The 14,004-nt window shown below is 65.5% G+C and carries 15 protein-coding genes; 12 read left to right on the top strand and 3 right to left on the bottom strand.

Annotated elements, in window-relative coordinates:
- The first annotated feature begins 1 nt into the window (after position 1).
- From TSO5_RS09695 to gloA, 11 genes are all read left to right on the top strand, one after another.
- Positions 2-742 carry an isoprenyl transferase gene (locus TSO5_RS09695; RefSeq protein ID WP_109151391.1) on the top strand — a complete coding sequence of 247 codons (741 nt, stop codon included), beginning with the start codon at positions 2-4 and terminating at the stop codon, positions 740-742.
- The gene (locus TSO5_RS09690) at positions 684-1,574 is read left to right on the top strand and encodes a phosphatidate cytidylyltransferase (RefSeq protein WP_109151390.1); all 891 of its coding nucleotides are present in this window, start codon (positions 684-686) and stop codon (positions 1,572-1,574) included. The genes TSO5_RS09695 and TSO5_RS09690 overlap by 59 nt, the downstream gene beginning before the upstream one ends.
- The gene (locus tag TSO5_RS09685; protein WP_109151389.1) at positions 1,565-2,773 is read left to right on the top strand and encodes a 1-deoxy-D-xylulose-5-phosphate reductoisomerase; all 1,209 of its coding nucleotides are present in this window, start codon (positions 1,565-1,567) and stop codon (positions 2,771-2,773) included. Before TSO5_RS09690 ends, TSO5_RS09685 begins: the two co-directional genes overlap by 10 nt.
- Positions 2,774-2,809: 36 nt before the next feature.
- Positions 2,810-3,943: an RIP metalloprotease RseP gene (gene rseP / locus TSO5_RS09680; RefSeq protein ID WP_109151388.1), complete on the top strand. Its 1,134-nt coding sequence runs from the start codon at positions 2,810-2,812 to the stop codon at positions 3,941-3,943.
- A 27-nt stretch (positions 3,944-3,970) separates the two neighbouring features.
- Entirely contained in the window at positions 3,971-6,310 is a 2,340-nt protein-coding gene (gene bamA / locus TSO5_RS09675) for an outer membrane protein assembly factor BamA (protein ID WP_199230843.1), read from the top strand.
- Position 6,311: 1 nt separating this feature from the next.
- Positions 6,312-6,956 carry an OmpH family outer membrane protein gene (locus TSO5_RS09670; protein ID WP_109151387.1) on the top strand — a complete coding sequence of 215 codons (645 nt, stop codon included), beginning with the start codon at positions 6,312-6,314 and terminating at the stop codon, positions 6,954-6,956.
- A gap of 213 nt (positions 6,957-7,169) precedes the next feature.
- Entirely contained in the window at positions 7,170-7,652 is a 483-nt protein-coding gene (gene fabZ, locus TSO5_RS09665) for a 3-hydroxyacyl-ACP dehydratase FabZ (protein ID WP_109151386.1), read from the top strand.
- Entirely contained in the window at positions 7,649-8,443 is a 795-nt protein-coding gene (gene lpxA, locus TSO5_RS09660) for an acyl-ACP--UDP-N-acetylglucosamine O-acyltransferase (protein ID WP_109151385.1), read from the top strand. Before fabZ ends, lpxA begins: the two co-directional genes overlap by 4 nt.
- 12 nt (positions 8,444-8,455) lie before the next feature.
- Positions 8,456-9,313, top strand: coding sequence for a UDP-2,3-diacylglucosamine diphosphatase LpxI (gene lpxI, locus TSO5_RS09655; RefSeq protein WP_109151384.1), 858 nt, complete (start codon positions 8,456-8,458; stop codon positions 9,311-9,313).
- Positions 9,310-10,521: a lipid-A-disaccharide synthase gene (lpxB, locus tag TSO5_RS09650; protein WP_109151383.1), complete on the top strand. Its 1,212-nt coding sequence runs from the start codon at positions 9,310-9,312 to the stop codon at positions 10,519-10,521. The genes lpxI and lpxB overlap by 4 nt, the downstream gene beginning before the upstream one ends.
- Before the next feature lie 17 nt (positions 10,522-10,538).
- A complete protein-coding gene (gene gloA / locus TSO5_RS09645) occupies positions 10,539-10,934 on the top strand; it encodes a lactoylglutathione lyase (RefSeq protein WP_109151382.1) in 396 nt (131 codons plus the stop codon).
- Between the two features lie 12 nt (positions 10,935-10,946).
- On the opposite strand, the gene ftrA is transcribed toward gloA, so the two are convergent.
- Entirely contained in the window at positions 10,947-11,975 is a 1,029-nt protein-coding gene (gene ftrA, locus TSO5_RS09640; RefSeq protein ID WP_109151540.1) for a transcriptional regulator FtrA, read from the bottom strand.
- Positions 11,976-12,075: 100 nt separating this feature from the next.
- On the opposite strand from ftrA, the gene TSO5_RS09635 reads away from it, so the two are divergent.
- Positions 12,076-12,474: a rhodanese-like domain-containing protein gene (locus TSO5_RS09635; RefSeq protein WP_109151381.1), complete on the top strand. Its 399-nt coding sequence runs from the start codon at positions 12,076-12,078 to the stop codon at positions 12,472-12,474.
- A gap of 9 nt (positions 12,475-12,483) precedes the next feature.
- Here the strand turns inward: TSO5_RS09635 and TSO5_RS32665 are convergent, their stop codons facing one another.
- Together TSO5_RS32665 and gltA are read right to left on the bottom strand one after the other, a co-directional pair.
- Entirely contained in the window at positions 12,484-12,657 is a 174-nt protein-coding gene (locus TSO5_RS32665) for a hypothetical protein (RefSeq protein WP_158280154.1), read from the bottom strand.
- Between the two features lie 22 nt (positions 12,658-12,679).
- Complete coding sequence (gene gltA / locus TSO5_RS09630) at positions 12,680-13,993, bottom strand: citrate synthase (RefSeq protein WP_109151380.1); 1,314 nt, start codon at positions 13,991-13,993, stop codon at positions 12,680-12,682.
- Between the last annotated feature and the right edge of the window lie 11 nt (positions 13,994-14,004).

The following is a 14,004-nucleotide window of genomic DNA, read 5'->3' as shown; positions in this document are numbered from 1 at the left end:
AATGCGCGACGCGGACGACAACCGGTCCAACACGGCTCCAGGGCATGTCGCCATCATCATGGATGGCAACGGGCGCTGGGCCAAGGCGCGCGGCCTGCCGCGCACCGCCGGTCACAAGAAGGGCGTGGACGCCGTCCGCCGCACCGTGGAAGCGGCGCGCGAACTTGGCATCGGCACTCTGACGATCTTCAGCTTCTCCTCGGAGAACTGGCGCCGGCCGGAGGAAGAGGTCAGCGACCTGATGGGTCTGCTGCGCTTCTACCTGCGCAGCGAAGTCGCCGAACTGCACCGGGCGGGCGTCCGCCTGCGGGTGATCGGCGACCGTACGCGGCTGTCGGAGGACATCAACCGGCTGATCGACAATGCCGAGGGCCTGACCCGCGACAACCGGGTGATGACGCTGGTGGTGGCCCTCAGCTACGGCTCGCGCCTGGAGATCGTCCATGCGGCTCGCCGACTGGCGGAAGAGGTGGCGGCCGGTCGCCTGTCGCCTGAAGCCATCGACGAAGACGCGCTGTCGGCGCGGCTCTACACGGCCGACATACCCGACCCCGACCTGATCATCCGCACCAGCGGCGAGAAGCGGATCAGCAATTTCCTGCTGTGGCAGGCGGCCTATGCCGAACTGGTCTTCGTCGATACGCTCTGGCCCGATTTCACCAAGCGCGATCTGGAGGCGGCGATTGAAGAGTTCCACCGACGGGAACGCCGCTTCGGCGCCACCACCGCCGGGTCCCGCTGACACGCCGGATTCGCTCGCAGTGCCGGCCAAGCCATCCAGGGCAGGGGACCTCAAGGTTCGCGTCCTGTCGGCATTGGTCATGGCGCCGGTCGTGCTGGGTGCCGTCTGGATTGGCGGCTGGGTGTTCCATGCCCTGATCGCCTTCGGATCGGTGGTCGCCGTATCCGAATGGACCAGCATCGTTCCCAGCGCCCGCCGCTTGCCGGCCCGCATCATGGCGGCGGTCGGCATCCTCGTGGCAGTGATGGCGCAGATCGCCGCCGGTCCGGCCGCCGGGCTGGGGGCGGCTGCTGCCTTCGCCGTTCTGACGGCGATTGTGGGTGGCGGCGCCGACCGCAACCTGCTCGGGTTTGGCGTGCTTTATGTCGCTGTCGGCATGGCCGGCCTGATGTGGCTGCGTGATCTGCCGGAGTCCGGGCTGTCGCTCTTCCTGTTCGTCCTCATTGCAATCTGGGCAACCGACATCGGGGCCTATGCCGCGGGCCGCAGCATCGGCGGACCTAAGCTGGCGCCGCGCATCAGCCCCAAAAAGACTTGGGCCGGCCTGATCGGCGGCATGGCGTCGTCGGCGCTTTTCGGCTGGCTGGTGGCTCTGGCCTTCGGCGCGGCGCGCCCGGACATCGCTCTGGCGGTGGGCGCTGCCGTCGCCGTGGTCGGGCAGGCCGGCGACCTGTTCGAATCGGCAATCAAGCGGCGTTACAATGTGAAGGACAGCGGTCAGCTCATTCCAGGGCATGGCGGCATCCTCGACCGCATCGACGGGCTTCTGGCCGCGGCCCCGGTGCTGGCCCTGTTTCACGCGGCTGTTGGATCGGTTCTGTCATGGTGGTGAAAGCGGGAGCGGGGCCTGATGCGCCGCGCAGCGTAACGATCCTCGGGTCCACGGGCTCGGTCGGAACGCAGACGGTGGACCTCGTCTCCCGCGATCCGGAGCGCTTCCCGGTGGAGGCACTGACCGCCAACCGCAACGTCACTCTGCTGGCTCAGCAAGCCCGGCAGTTGAATGCCCGCTTGGCCGTGGTCGCCGACCCCTCCGCCTATGCCGAGTTGAAGAGCCTGCTCTCCGGCACCGGCATCGAGGTCGCCGCCGGGTCCGAAGCGGTTGCCGCCGCGGCAGAGCGTCCGGCCGACTGGGTGATGGCCGCCATCGTCGGCGCCGCCGGTCTCCAGCCGACGCTCGCCGCCGTGCGGCGTGGTGCCATCGTCGCCTTCGCCAACAAGGAGGTATTGGTCTGCGCCGGTGCCCTGATGATGGAGGAGGTGAAGACCCACGGTGCGACGCTGCTGCCGGTCGACAGCGAGCATTCCGCCATCTACCAGGTCTTCGATTTCGACCGTACCGACAGCGTTGCCCGCCTGATCCTAACGGCGTCGGGCGGTCCCTTCCGCACCCGGGATCGCGCCTTCATGGCGGCTGCGACGCGGGAGCAGGCGGTCGCCCATCCGACCTGGGACATGGGCGCCAAGATTTCGGTCGACAGCGCCACGATGATGAACAAGGGGCTGGAGCTGATCGAAGCCCACTTCCTGTTCGGCATCCCGGAAGAGCGCATCGATGTGCTGGTCCACCCGCAGTCGGTCATCCATTCGCTGGTCGAATATGTCGACGGCTCGGTTCTGGCGCAGCTCGGCACGCCCGACATGCGCACGCCGATCGCCTATGCGCTCGGCTGGCCCGCCCGCATCGCCACGCCGGCGGAGCGGCTTGATCTGGTCAAGACGTCGACGCTGACCTTCGAGGCTCCGGATCCCGTGCGTTTCCCTGCACTGAGGCTGGCCCGGGCCGCCTTGCAAAGCGGGGGGGGCGCTCCTACTATACTCAGTGCCGCCAACGAGGTGGCCGTCCAGGCGTTTCTCGACCGCCGGATCGGCTTCCTCGACATCGAACGGATCGTCGAGGAGACGTTGACGGCGTTGCCCCACCGCCCGCTGCGCGATCTCGCCGCCGTGCGGGAGGCCGACGCGGACGCGAGGCGGGATGCCGCCAGCCGCGTTGCGGCCATCGGTGCGACGGCGGTTGGCAGCCGATGATCCGCGTTCGAGGCGCTGGAAGGCGCAAGGGTTGATATGGACGTTATCGGCGGTTTCTGGACCTCGGTGCTGGCCTTTCTGCTGGTCCTCACCGTGCTCGTCTTCGTGCACGAGCTTGGTCACTATCTGATCGCGCGCCGCAACGGCGTGCGGATCGAGACCTTCTCCATCGGCTTCGGACCGGAACTGTTCGGCTTCACCGACCGGGTGGGCACCCGCTGGAAATTCAGCGCGCTGCCGCTCGGCGGGTACGTCAAGATGTTCGGCGATGCCGATCCGGCCAGCACCCCGGGTGCCCATCTGACCGCCATGTCGGCGGAGGAGCGCGCGGTGTCCTTCCACCACAAGCGGGTGGGGCAGCGCGCAGCCATCGTCGCGGCCGGACCGATCGCGAATTTCGTCTTCTCCATCGTCGTTCTTTCCCTGCTGTTCATGACCGCCGGTCAGTCCTTCACCCCGCCGGACGTCGGTGGCATTCAGCCCGGCAGTGCGGCGGAACGCGCCGGCATCCAACCGGGTGATCTGATCCTGTCGGTCGACGGTACCGGGGTTCAGCGATTCGAAGAGATCCGGCAGATCGTTTCGATCCGCCCGGGCGAGCCGCTGGCCATCGAACTGAAGCGTGATGGACGGGTGATGACCCTGACCGCCACGCCGGAGTCGCAGACCGTCACCGACCGACTCGGCAATGCTCACCAGATCGGCCTGCTCGGGATCAGCCGCGGCAGCGTCGGCATGATGCGTCATGACCCCGTGACCGCCGTCTGGCAGGCGGGACGTGAAGTCGCAGGCATGATCACCGGCACCTTCACGGCGCTGGGCCAGATGGTCCAGGGATCGCGCGGGACGGAGGAGTTGGGCGGCCCGCTGCGCATCGCCCAGATGTCGGGCGAGGTGGCGCAATCCGGCTGGTATCCGCTGGTCTGGTTCATGACGTTCCTGTCTGTGAACCTGGGCCTCATCAACCTGTTTCCGGTTCCGATGCTGGACGGCGGACACCTGCTTTTTTACGGCGTCGAAAAGCTGCTCGGCCGGCCGCTTGGAGCGCGAGCGCAAGAATACGGTTTCCGAATTGGATTGGCCTTGGTATTAACGCTCATGGTCTTCGCCACGTGGAACGACCTTGTTCAATTGCGCGTGGTCGATTTCTTCCGGGGACTGGTTTCCTAAAGCCAGCCCCTTGCCAGGGAGCGTGATTTGCCGGTGTCGAGCAAAGTTCTGGTGGCGGGCCTGATGGCCGGCTGCGCCATGACGACGGTGTCTGTCGCCCTCGCCCAAACCGCCGCCTCGCCCGGTCGGGCTCAGGCGGTCACCGGGTCCACGGTCACCCAGGTGTTCAGTGGCGGTACGGTGCGCGACATCCGGGTCGAAGGCACCCAGCGAATCGAACCCTCCACGGTCCGCTCCTACCTGACCGTCCAGCCCGGCGATCCGTTCGATCCCGACCGGATCGACCAGTCGCTGAAGTCGCTGTTCAACACCGGCCTGTTCGCCGACGTCGTGCTGAAGCGCGAAGGCGACACGCTTGTGGTGACGGTGGCGGAGAACCCGATCATCAATCGCATCGCGTTCGAGGGCAATCGGCGCATCGAGAAGGATACGCTGGAGAAGGAAATCCAGTTGCGTCCGCGCGTGGTCTATACCCGAACCCGGGTCCAGTCCGACGTCCAGCGCATCCAGGAGATTTACCGGCGGCAAGGCCGATTCGGCGCGACCGTCGAACCGAAGATCATCCAGCTCGACCAGAACCGCGTCGATCTGGTGTTCGAGATCAATGAAGGCGTGCGCACCGGCGTGCGCGGCATCACCTTCATCGGCAACGAGCATTTCTCGGACGGAACCCTGCGCGAGAACATCCAGACTAAGGAATCCGCCTGGTGGCGGTTCCTGTCGTCGGATGACAATTACGATCCGGATCGCCTGAACTACGATCGCGACCTGCTGCGCCGCTACTACCTGAAGGAAGGCTATGCCGATTTCCGCGTCGTGTCGGCGGTCGCCGAACTGACTCCGGACAAATCGGATTTCTTCATCACCTTCACCATCGAGGAAGGCGAGCGCTACAAGTTCGGCAAGGTCGACATCAAGACCTCGCTGAAGCAGCTCGACCCCGCGGTTCTGCAGAACAGCGTCACCACCACCGAAGGCGACTGGTACAACGCCCAGAAGGTGGAAGACACCATCACGAAGCTGACCAACGCGGTCGGCGACCTGCAGTACGCCTTCGTCGATGTCCGTCCGCGGATTTCGCGCAACCGCGAAACCCACACCATCGACATCACCTATGAGATCAACGAAGGCCCGCGCACCTTCGTCGACCGCATCGATATTTCCGGCAACGTCCGGACGCTCGACAAGGTGATCCGCCGCGAGATGCTGCTGTCCGAAGGCGATCCCTTCAACGCGTCGAAGCTGAAGCGGTCGGAGCAGCGCATCAAGGATCTCGGCTTCTTCGAGCGCGTCAACATCACGACGTCCGAGAGCAGCGCGCCGGACCGCACCGTCGTCAACGTCGACGTGGCCGAACAGTCCACCGGTGAAATCTCCATCGGTGCGGGCTTCTCGACCTCTGACGGCCCGTTGGGCGACTTCTCGATCCGTGAGCGCAATCTCCTCGGACGCGGTCAGGACCTGCGTCTGGGTGCTACGCTGTCCGGTCGGCGCCAGCTGTACGATATCTCCTTCACGGAGCCGTACTTCATGGACCGCGACCTGTCGGCCGGCGTCGACGTCTTCCGGACGCGCTACAACTACCAGGACGAAAGCTCCTTCAACGAGAAGAACACCGGCTTCGCCCTGCGCCTCGGCTATCCGCTGACCGAGCGTCTGCGCCAGCGCGTTTACTATCAGCTGCAGGACACGCTGATCGAGGAAGTGCCGACCACCGCGTCGAAGTACATCCAGGAGCAGCGCGGTGAGCGTCTGACCTCGCTGATCGGCCAGGAGCTGACCTACGACGTCCGCAACAGCAAGCTGACGCCGACCGAGGGCTACTTCATTCGCCTGACCAACGACATCGCCGGTCTCGGTGGGTCGGTGCGCTTCCTGCGGAACAAGCTGGCTGCCGGCTACTACCTGCCGCTCGGCGAGGACCAGTGGGTGCTCAGCACTACCGGCGAAATCGGCTACATCCACGGCCTCGGCAAGAAGGTGGATCTGGGCGACCGCTTCTTCATCGGCGGCGACACCCTGCGCGGCTTCAACACCGCCGGTATCGGCCCGCGCGATATTTCGACCGGCGACGCGCTGGGCGGCACGCGCTATGCCCGCGCCTCGGTGGAAATGAGCTTCCCCTTCGGCCTGCCGGAGGAATTCGGTCTGCTCGGCCATGCCTTCACCGATGTCGGCACGCTGGGCAAGGCCGATATCAGCGATCCGAACGTGAAGGATGACGAGAGCATCCGCGTCTCTATCGGCACCGGCGTGTCGTGGAAGTCGCCGTTCGGCCCCATCCGGCTCGATGTCGCCCTGCCGATCCGCAAGGAAGGCTACGACAAGAAAGAGCTTATCCGCTTCAGCTTCGGAACCAGGTTCTAAGATGCAATCCACCCTGTCGAAGACGCCGTTCCGCGTCGCCGCCCTGTCGGCCATTACGGCTGCCGGTCTCCTCTTTGCCGCGAACTCGGCCATGGCCCAGGCGGCTCCGGCCCAATCGGCACCCAAGACCGACGCCCCGAAGGCCGAAGTTCCGGGTCCGGGTGCGGAGCTCAAGGCGCCTGTCATCGCCGTGATCGATGTCCAGAAGATCATGCAGGAATCCGCCGCGTCGAAGGGCATCACCAAGTCCTTCGAATCGCTGCGTGATTCCTACCAGAAGGAAATCTCCGCGCTGGAAGACAAGCTCCGCAAGAACGAGGACGAACTGCGCAAGCAGCAGACCGTCCTGTCGCCGGAAGCTCTCGCCAACAAGCGCCGCGATTTCGAAAAGCAGGTCGCCGACGTGCAGAAGACGGTCCAGAACCGTAAGCGCGCTCTGGAGACCAGCCTGAACGAAGCGATGGCCGTCGTTCACAAGACGATGGTCGAGGTGGTCGCCGACATCTCCCGCGAGCGCGGCGCGAACCTCGTTCTGGCTCGCCAGCAGTTCGTTCTGGTCGACACGCAGCTCGACGTCACCGACGCGGTGATGGAGCGCGTGAACAAGAAGCTGCCGCAGGTCGCGCTGAACGTCCCCAAGCAGTGATGCTGGTCTGAACAGGGCCGTCGCCATCCCGAGCGGGGACGGTGGCGGCCCTGTTCCGTTTCCGGGTTCGGCGGTTGCGGTCGCCGCGGAAATGGGGCAAGAAGGCGGAGCAAACAATAAGGCACTGGTGTTCCTTATCGGGGCAGCGGTGCCCGTTCCCTGTTTTGGGAGCGATGAACCCTATCGGTTGGTGGAAAGGCGGGCGGCCGGGCAATGGACGTGACGGCGGACAACAACGCGCAAAGCAATAAGATCGACGACATCGACATCATGCGGATCATGAAGATGATCCCGCATCGCTACCCGATCCTGATGATCGACCGGGTGATCGATGTGACGCTGGGCGAAGGCGCCACCGGCGTGAAGAACGTCACGATCAACGAGCCATTCTTCCAGGGCCACTTCCCGTCGCGCCCGGTCATGCCCGGCGTGCTGATCATCGAGGCGATGGCCCAGACCTCCGCCGTGCTGGTCGTGGCGACCCTGGGTCCCGACGCCGAAGGCAAGCTGGTCTATTTCATGACCGTCGACGAGGCTCGCTTCCGCCGCCCCGTCACTCCCGGCGACACCATCCACATCCACGTCACCAAGCAGCGTCAGCGTGCCAACGTGTGGAAGTTCAAGGGCGAGGCCAAGGTCAATGGCGTCCTCGTCGCTGAAGCCGTCTATTCCGCCATGATCCTGGACGAAAAATGACCGTTACCATCCATCCGTCCGCCATCGTCGATCCCGCTGCCAAACTGGGGGAGGGGGTCAGCATCGGCCCCTTCTGCGTCGTCGGTCCCGACGTGACGCTGGGCGACGGCGTTCGGCTGGTTTCGCATGTTGCGGTCGACGGGCGCACCAGCATCGGTGCCGAAACCGTCATCTATCCCTTCGCGTCCATCGGACACCGGCCGCAGGATCTGAAGTTCCATGGCGAGCCGTCGGAGCTCGTCATCGGCGCCCGCAACCAGATCCGCGAACATGTGACGATGAACCCGGGCACCGAGGGCGGCGGCATGATCACCCGCGTCGGTGACGACGGGCTGTTCATGATGGGCTCGCACGTGGCCCACGACTGCATCGTCGGCGATCATGTCATCATGGCCAACAACGCCACTTTGGGCGGTCACGTCACGCTGGGTGACTATGTCATCATCGGCGGGCTGTCGGCGGTGCGCCAGTTCGTGCGCATCGGCTCCCACGCCATGATCGGCGGCATGTCGGGTGTCGAGAACGACGTGATCCCCTTCGGCCTGGTCATGGGCGACCGCGCCCGGCTGGCCGGCTTGAATCTGGTCGGTCTGGAACGCCGCGGCTTCAAGAAAGATGACATCCACGCGCTCCGCGCGGCCTATCGCATGCTGTTCGGTCCGGAGGGGACCTTCGCCGAGCGGGTGGATGAGGTCGGCCGCGATTTCGGCGAGCGTGCGCTGATTTCGGACGTTCTCTCCTTCATCCGGGCCAAGGAAGCCCGGTCTCTCTGCCAGCCGCGCGAGAGCTGAGGCGTCCGGCCGATGGCCGATACCAGGCAGAGCACCGGATTGCCGGCAGCGGGTCCGAAGCTGGCGATCCTGGCCGGCGGCGGTACGCTCCCGGCCCGCATCGCCAATGCGGTGCGCGGGCAGGGGCGTGAGGTCTTCATCGTGGCCTTCGATGGACACACCGATCCCGAGACGGTTGCCGGGGTGCCCCATGTCTGGAGCCGCTTCGGTGCCGCCGGCACGATCCTGCGGCGTCTGCACGAGGAGGGCGTGGGAGAGGTCGTTCTCGCCGGACCGGTGAAGCGTCCCTCTTTCACCGAACTGATGCCGGATTGGCGCACCGCGCGTTTCCTTGCCCGCGTCGGCACCCGCGCGCTCGGCGATGACGGCTTGCTGCGCGCCGTCGTGCGTGAAGTCGAGGAGGATGGGTTCCGCGTGGTCGGATTGCATGACCTGTTGAAGGATCTGCTGACCGTTGCCGGACCGGTCGGCCGCCTCGCGCCCGACGCGGACGCGGAGCGGGACATTGCCCGCGCGGTCGAGGTCGCCCGCGCAATGGGGGCGCTGGACGTCGGCCAGGGTGCGGTGGTTCAGCAGGGAATCGTTCTGGCAGTCGAGGCGATCGAGGGAACCGACGCCATGCTCAATCGCTGTGCGGCACTGGCGCGTCCGGGGCCCGGTGGCGTGCTGGTCAAAGTGAGGAAGCCGAAGCAGGATCGCCGCATCGACCTTCCCACCATGGGCGTCACCACGGTGGAAAAGGCTGCGGCGGCCGGCCTGCGGGGGATCGCAATCGAGGCCGGCGGAAGCCTGCTGGTGGACCGACCGGCGGTGGCCGAGGCGGCAGATCGACTCGGCCTGTTCGTTGTCGGCATCGAGATTCCGCAATGAACGACCCGGTTGCGGCCGACGGCGGTCCGACACTGTTCCTGATCGCCGGCGAGCCGTCCGGCGACGCGCTGGGCGCCCGGCTGATGGCTGCGGCCAAGCGGCTGACCGGTGGAAAGGTGAGGTTCGTCGGCATCGGCGGCGAGAAGATGATGGCGGAGGGGCTTGTCAGCCTCTTTCCCATGGCGGAACTGACCCTGTTCGGCATCTTCGAACTGCTGCCGCACCTGCCCAACCTGATCCGTCGCATCGACCAGACGGTCGCGGAGATCATCCGTATACGTCCCGACGCCGTGGTTGGCATCGACTCGCCGGGGTTCACCGTGCGCGTGGCGAAGAAGGTGCGTGCGGCCGCACCCGCCATCCCGCTGATCCACTATGTCGCACCGACGGTTTGGGCCTGGAAGCCGAAGCGTGCGGCGAAATATGCCGCCATCTACGATCATCTGCTTGCTGTCCTTCCCTTCGAGCCGCCCTATTTCGAGAGGGAAGGGCTGGCCTGTACCTTCGTCGGCCATTCTGTGGTCGAGGGCGGGGCGGGGAAGGGCGATGGTGCCGGCTTCCGCAATCGTCACGGGATTGCATCGACCGACCGCGTGGTCGCGGTTCTTCCCGGCAGCCGCAAAGGTGAAGTGTCGCGGCTGCTGCCGGATTTCCGGGCAACGCTGGAGCGGTTGCAATCCAGCCACCCGACTTTGGTGGCGGTGGTCCCGACAGTGGCTACGGTACGCGACCGGGTGGCGGCAGCGATCGCCGACTGGCCGGTCCGAACCGTGCTGGTTGAAGGCGACGCCGAAAAATACGATGCCTTCGCCGCGGCGGAAGCGGCACTCGCCGCATCCGGCACCGTTTCTCTGGAGTTGGCTCTTGCGCGGCTGCCGACGGTCATCGCCTATCGGCTGAACCCGGTTACGGTCGCACTCTATCGGCGGCTGATCCGGGTGAAATACGTCAACCTCGTCAACCTGATGCTCGATCGGATGCTGGTTCCCGAACTGCTGCAGCAGGATTGCCGGCCGGATAGACTGGCCACCGAACTGGGCCGCCTGCTGGATGATCCGGCGGCACGTCAGGTGCAGATCAATGGCGTTGCCGAGGTGGCCCGCTGGCTGGGGCAAGGCGACACTCCGCCCAGCGAACGGGCTGCCCGTACGATCCTGAACGTCGTTGCGGAGCGACGCTTGAACAGGCCCCCAGAGGGCAAACCCTGAATGGGAGATCAGAGATCATGAGTGAATTCCGTCTGCTGCACACGATGCTGCGCGTGCTGGACCTGGAGAAGTCGCTCGACTTCTACACGCGGCTGCTCGGCATGAAGCTGCTGCGCCGCAATGACTATGAGGGCGGCCGCTTCACCCTTGCTTTCGTCGGTTATGGCGAAGAGTCCGACACCGCGGTCCTGGAACTGACCCACAATTGGGATCAGAAGGAACCGTACGAGATCGGCACTGCCTACGGTCATATCGCCCTCGGCGTACCGGACATCTATGCGACCTGCGAGAAGCTGGCGGCCGAAGGTGTCAAGATTCCGCGCCCGCCGGGTCCGATGAAGCATGGCACCACCGTGATCGCCTTCATCGAAGACCCGGATGGTTACAAGGTGGAGTTGATCGAGAGGAAGTGACCGGCCATTGGGTCAAAGGTCAGGAGGAGGGGCGCGGTCGGTGATGACCGCGCCCTTTTTCGTTGGCGCAGGCCCGGCCACACGGCGGAAGCGTTCGCGGTAGTTGGCCGGGCTGAGTCCGAGCCGGCGGCGGAAATGGTGACGGAGGGTGGCGGCGGAGCCGAAGCCGGTCAGGGTCGCCACCTCCTCCACCGGCAGGCTGCTCGTTTCCAGAAGGTCACGGGCGCGCCCCAGTCGCTCCGTCAGCAGCCAGTCGCCGGGCGTGGTGCCGGTGAGGGACTGGAACCGGCGCAGGAAGGTGCGGACACTCATCCCCGCCTGCGATGCCATGCCGGACAGGCTGTGTACCTCCGCCAGCCTTTCCCGCAAATGATCGAGCAGGGGGGCCAAGCGGGCTCCTTCGCGGGCGGTCGGCACCGGTGCTTCAATGAATTGTGCCTGTCCGCCCTCGCGGTGGGGCTGGACGACCAGACGGCGGTCCACGCTGTTCGCCGCCTCCGATCCGAAATCGCGGCGGACCAGATGCAGACAGAGGTCGATGCCGGCTGCACTGCCGGCTGAGGTCAGGATGTTGCCTTCGTCCACATACAGCACGTCGGGCATCACCCGGATATCGGGGTAGAGCTCACCGAGCGTCGCGGCATATCGCCAGTGCGTGGTCGCCCGGCGTCCGTTCAGAAGCCCGGCGGCGGCAAGAACGAAGGCGCCGGAGCAGATCGACAGGATGCGCGTGCCGCGCTTGTCGGCCCGGCGCAGCGCAGCGATCAGGTCGCCCGGTACCGGCTCCCGTGCGCCGCGCCAGCCGGGAATGATGATGATATCGGCTTGGTCGAGCAGGTCGAGCCCGCCATCGGCCTCCACGCGGATGCCGCCCACCGCGCGCAGCGGTCCGGCATCGAGGGCGGCGACCGCAAATCGGTACCAATTCGGCCCGAGTTCCGGGCGCGACAGCCCGAACACCTCGACGGCGACGCCGAACTCAAAGGTGCAGAGGCCGTCATAGGCAAGGGCTACGACCAGCGGAGGCGTGGCGATTGGCATGATCTGCACGATAGCTGGCGGTTGCGCCACTTTCCAGTCGAAGGAGCGACTGGAATGATGGGGGCATCACTTCCGACCGGACCCCAGCACCGAGGAACCCATGCCCAGTCTCGTCACCGAAATTCCTGCTGCGCCGTGCGAGATGGCGGCGGCTCATTTTGCCAGGCGGTTATCGCTGGAGACCGACTGCTGGGACGTTCATGAGACGCTGACATCGGGAACGCCGGACTTCATCCTGCTCGACGTGCGCGGCCCCGCGGCGTTCGCGCGGGGGCATTTGCCCGGAGCACTGAACCTGCCACATGGCAAGATAACGGTACGTCGGATGGCGGATTGGCCGGATGGCACGCTGTTCGTGGTCTATTGCGCCGGGCCCCATTGCAACGGGGCCGATCGCGCCGCCTTGCGGCTCGCGAGGATCGGGCGGCCGGTCAAACTGATGATCGGCGGTATTACGGGGTGGATCGACGAAGGATTCGCACTGCAATGCGAGAACTGAGGTGTCGCCTCAGATGAAGACGATCCCGGCGATCAGTGCCAGGATCAGCAGATAGACGATCAGCCGGCGGACGCGCCAGCCGAGCGGCGCCCTGTTGTCGTTGGCCGGCGGGCGCAGACGCACCCGCCGGGCCGGAACGATGTACGCAGTCGGGTCCTGGGCGGCTCCGTTGGAGCCGCCCATTCCGATGTGGGCTGTGGGCCGGTTAGCCACGCTCGGCCAGCGGCACGAACGGCCGCTTGGTCTGGCCGGTGTAGAGCTGACGCGGACGGCCGATCTTCTGCACCGGGTCCTCGATCATCTCCTTCCACTGGCTGATCCAGCCGACGGTGCGGGCCAGCGCGAACAGCACGGTGAACATGCTGGTCGGGAAGCCCATCGCCTTCAGGATGATGCCCGAGTAGAAGTCGACGTTCGGATAGAGCTTCTTCTCGATGAAGTACTCGTCCGACAGGGCGATCTTCTCCAGCTCCATCGCGATGTCCAGCAGCGGCTCGTCCTTGATGCCGAGTTCGCCGAGGACCTCGTGGCAGGTCTGGCGCATGACCTGGGCGCGCGGGTCGTAGTTCTTGTAGACCCGGTGGCCGAAGCCCATCAGGCGGAAGTTGTCGTTCTTGTCCTTGGCGCGGCGGACGAACTCGGGGATGCGATCCACCGAGCCGATCTCCTCCAGCATCTTCAGCACGGCTTCGTTCGCACCGCCATGGGCCGGACCCCACAGCGAGGCGATGCCGGCGGCGATGCAGGCGAACGGGTTGGCGCCCGACGAACCGGCCAGACGGACGGTCGAGGTCGAGGCGTTCTGTTCGTGGTCGGCATGCAGGATAAAGATCTTGTCCATCGCCTTGGACAGGATCGGGTTGACCTTGAACGGCTCGCAGGGCGTACCGAAGGTCATGTAGAGGAAGTTCTCCGCATACGACAGGTCGTTGCGCGGATACATGAAGGGCTGGCCGGTCGAGTACTTGTAGGCCATGGCCGCGATCGTCGGCATCTTGGCGATCAGGCGGTGCGCGGCGATCTTGCGCGCCTGCGGATCGTTGATGTCCAGCGAGTCGTGGTAGAAGGCGGACAGGGCGCCGACGACGCCGCACATGATCGCCATCGGGTGGGCGTCACGGCGGAAGCCGCTGTAGAACTTGGTCAGCTGCTCGTGCACCATCGAGTGGCGGCGCAGGATGTTCTCGAACTCCGTGCGCTCGGCCGCGGTCGGCAGGTGGTTGTTGAGCAGGAGGAAGCAGACTTCCGGGAAGGTCGAATGCTCGGCCAGGTCGTCGATGGCGTAGCCGCGGTGCAGCAGAACCCCTTCGTCGCCGTCGATGTAGGTGATCTGCGATTCGCAGCTGCCCGTCGAGGTGAAGCCCGGATCGTAGGTGAAGTGGCCGGTCTCGGCGTAGAGTTTGCGGATGTCGATCACGCTCGGCCCGACGCTGCCGTGCAGGACCGGCATCGTGACCTGCTTGCCCGTCTTATTGTCGATGAGGGTTACGGTATCCTTGCCGTCCTCGGTCTGGGTCATCTCGGCACGTC

Origin of the sequence: Azospirillum sp. TSO5, from assembly GCF_003116065.1 — a bacterium.
GTDB lineage: Bacteria > Pseudomonadota > Alphaproteobacteria > Azospirillales > Azospirillaceae > Azospirillum.
The sequence above is the reverse complement of the archived record's forward strand: the minus strand, read 5'-3'. Positions and strand labels throughout refer to the sequence as shown.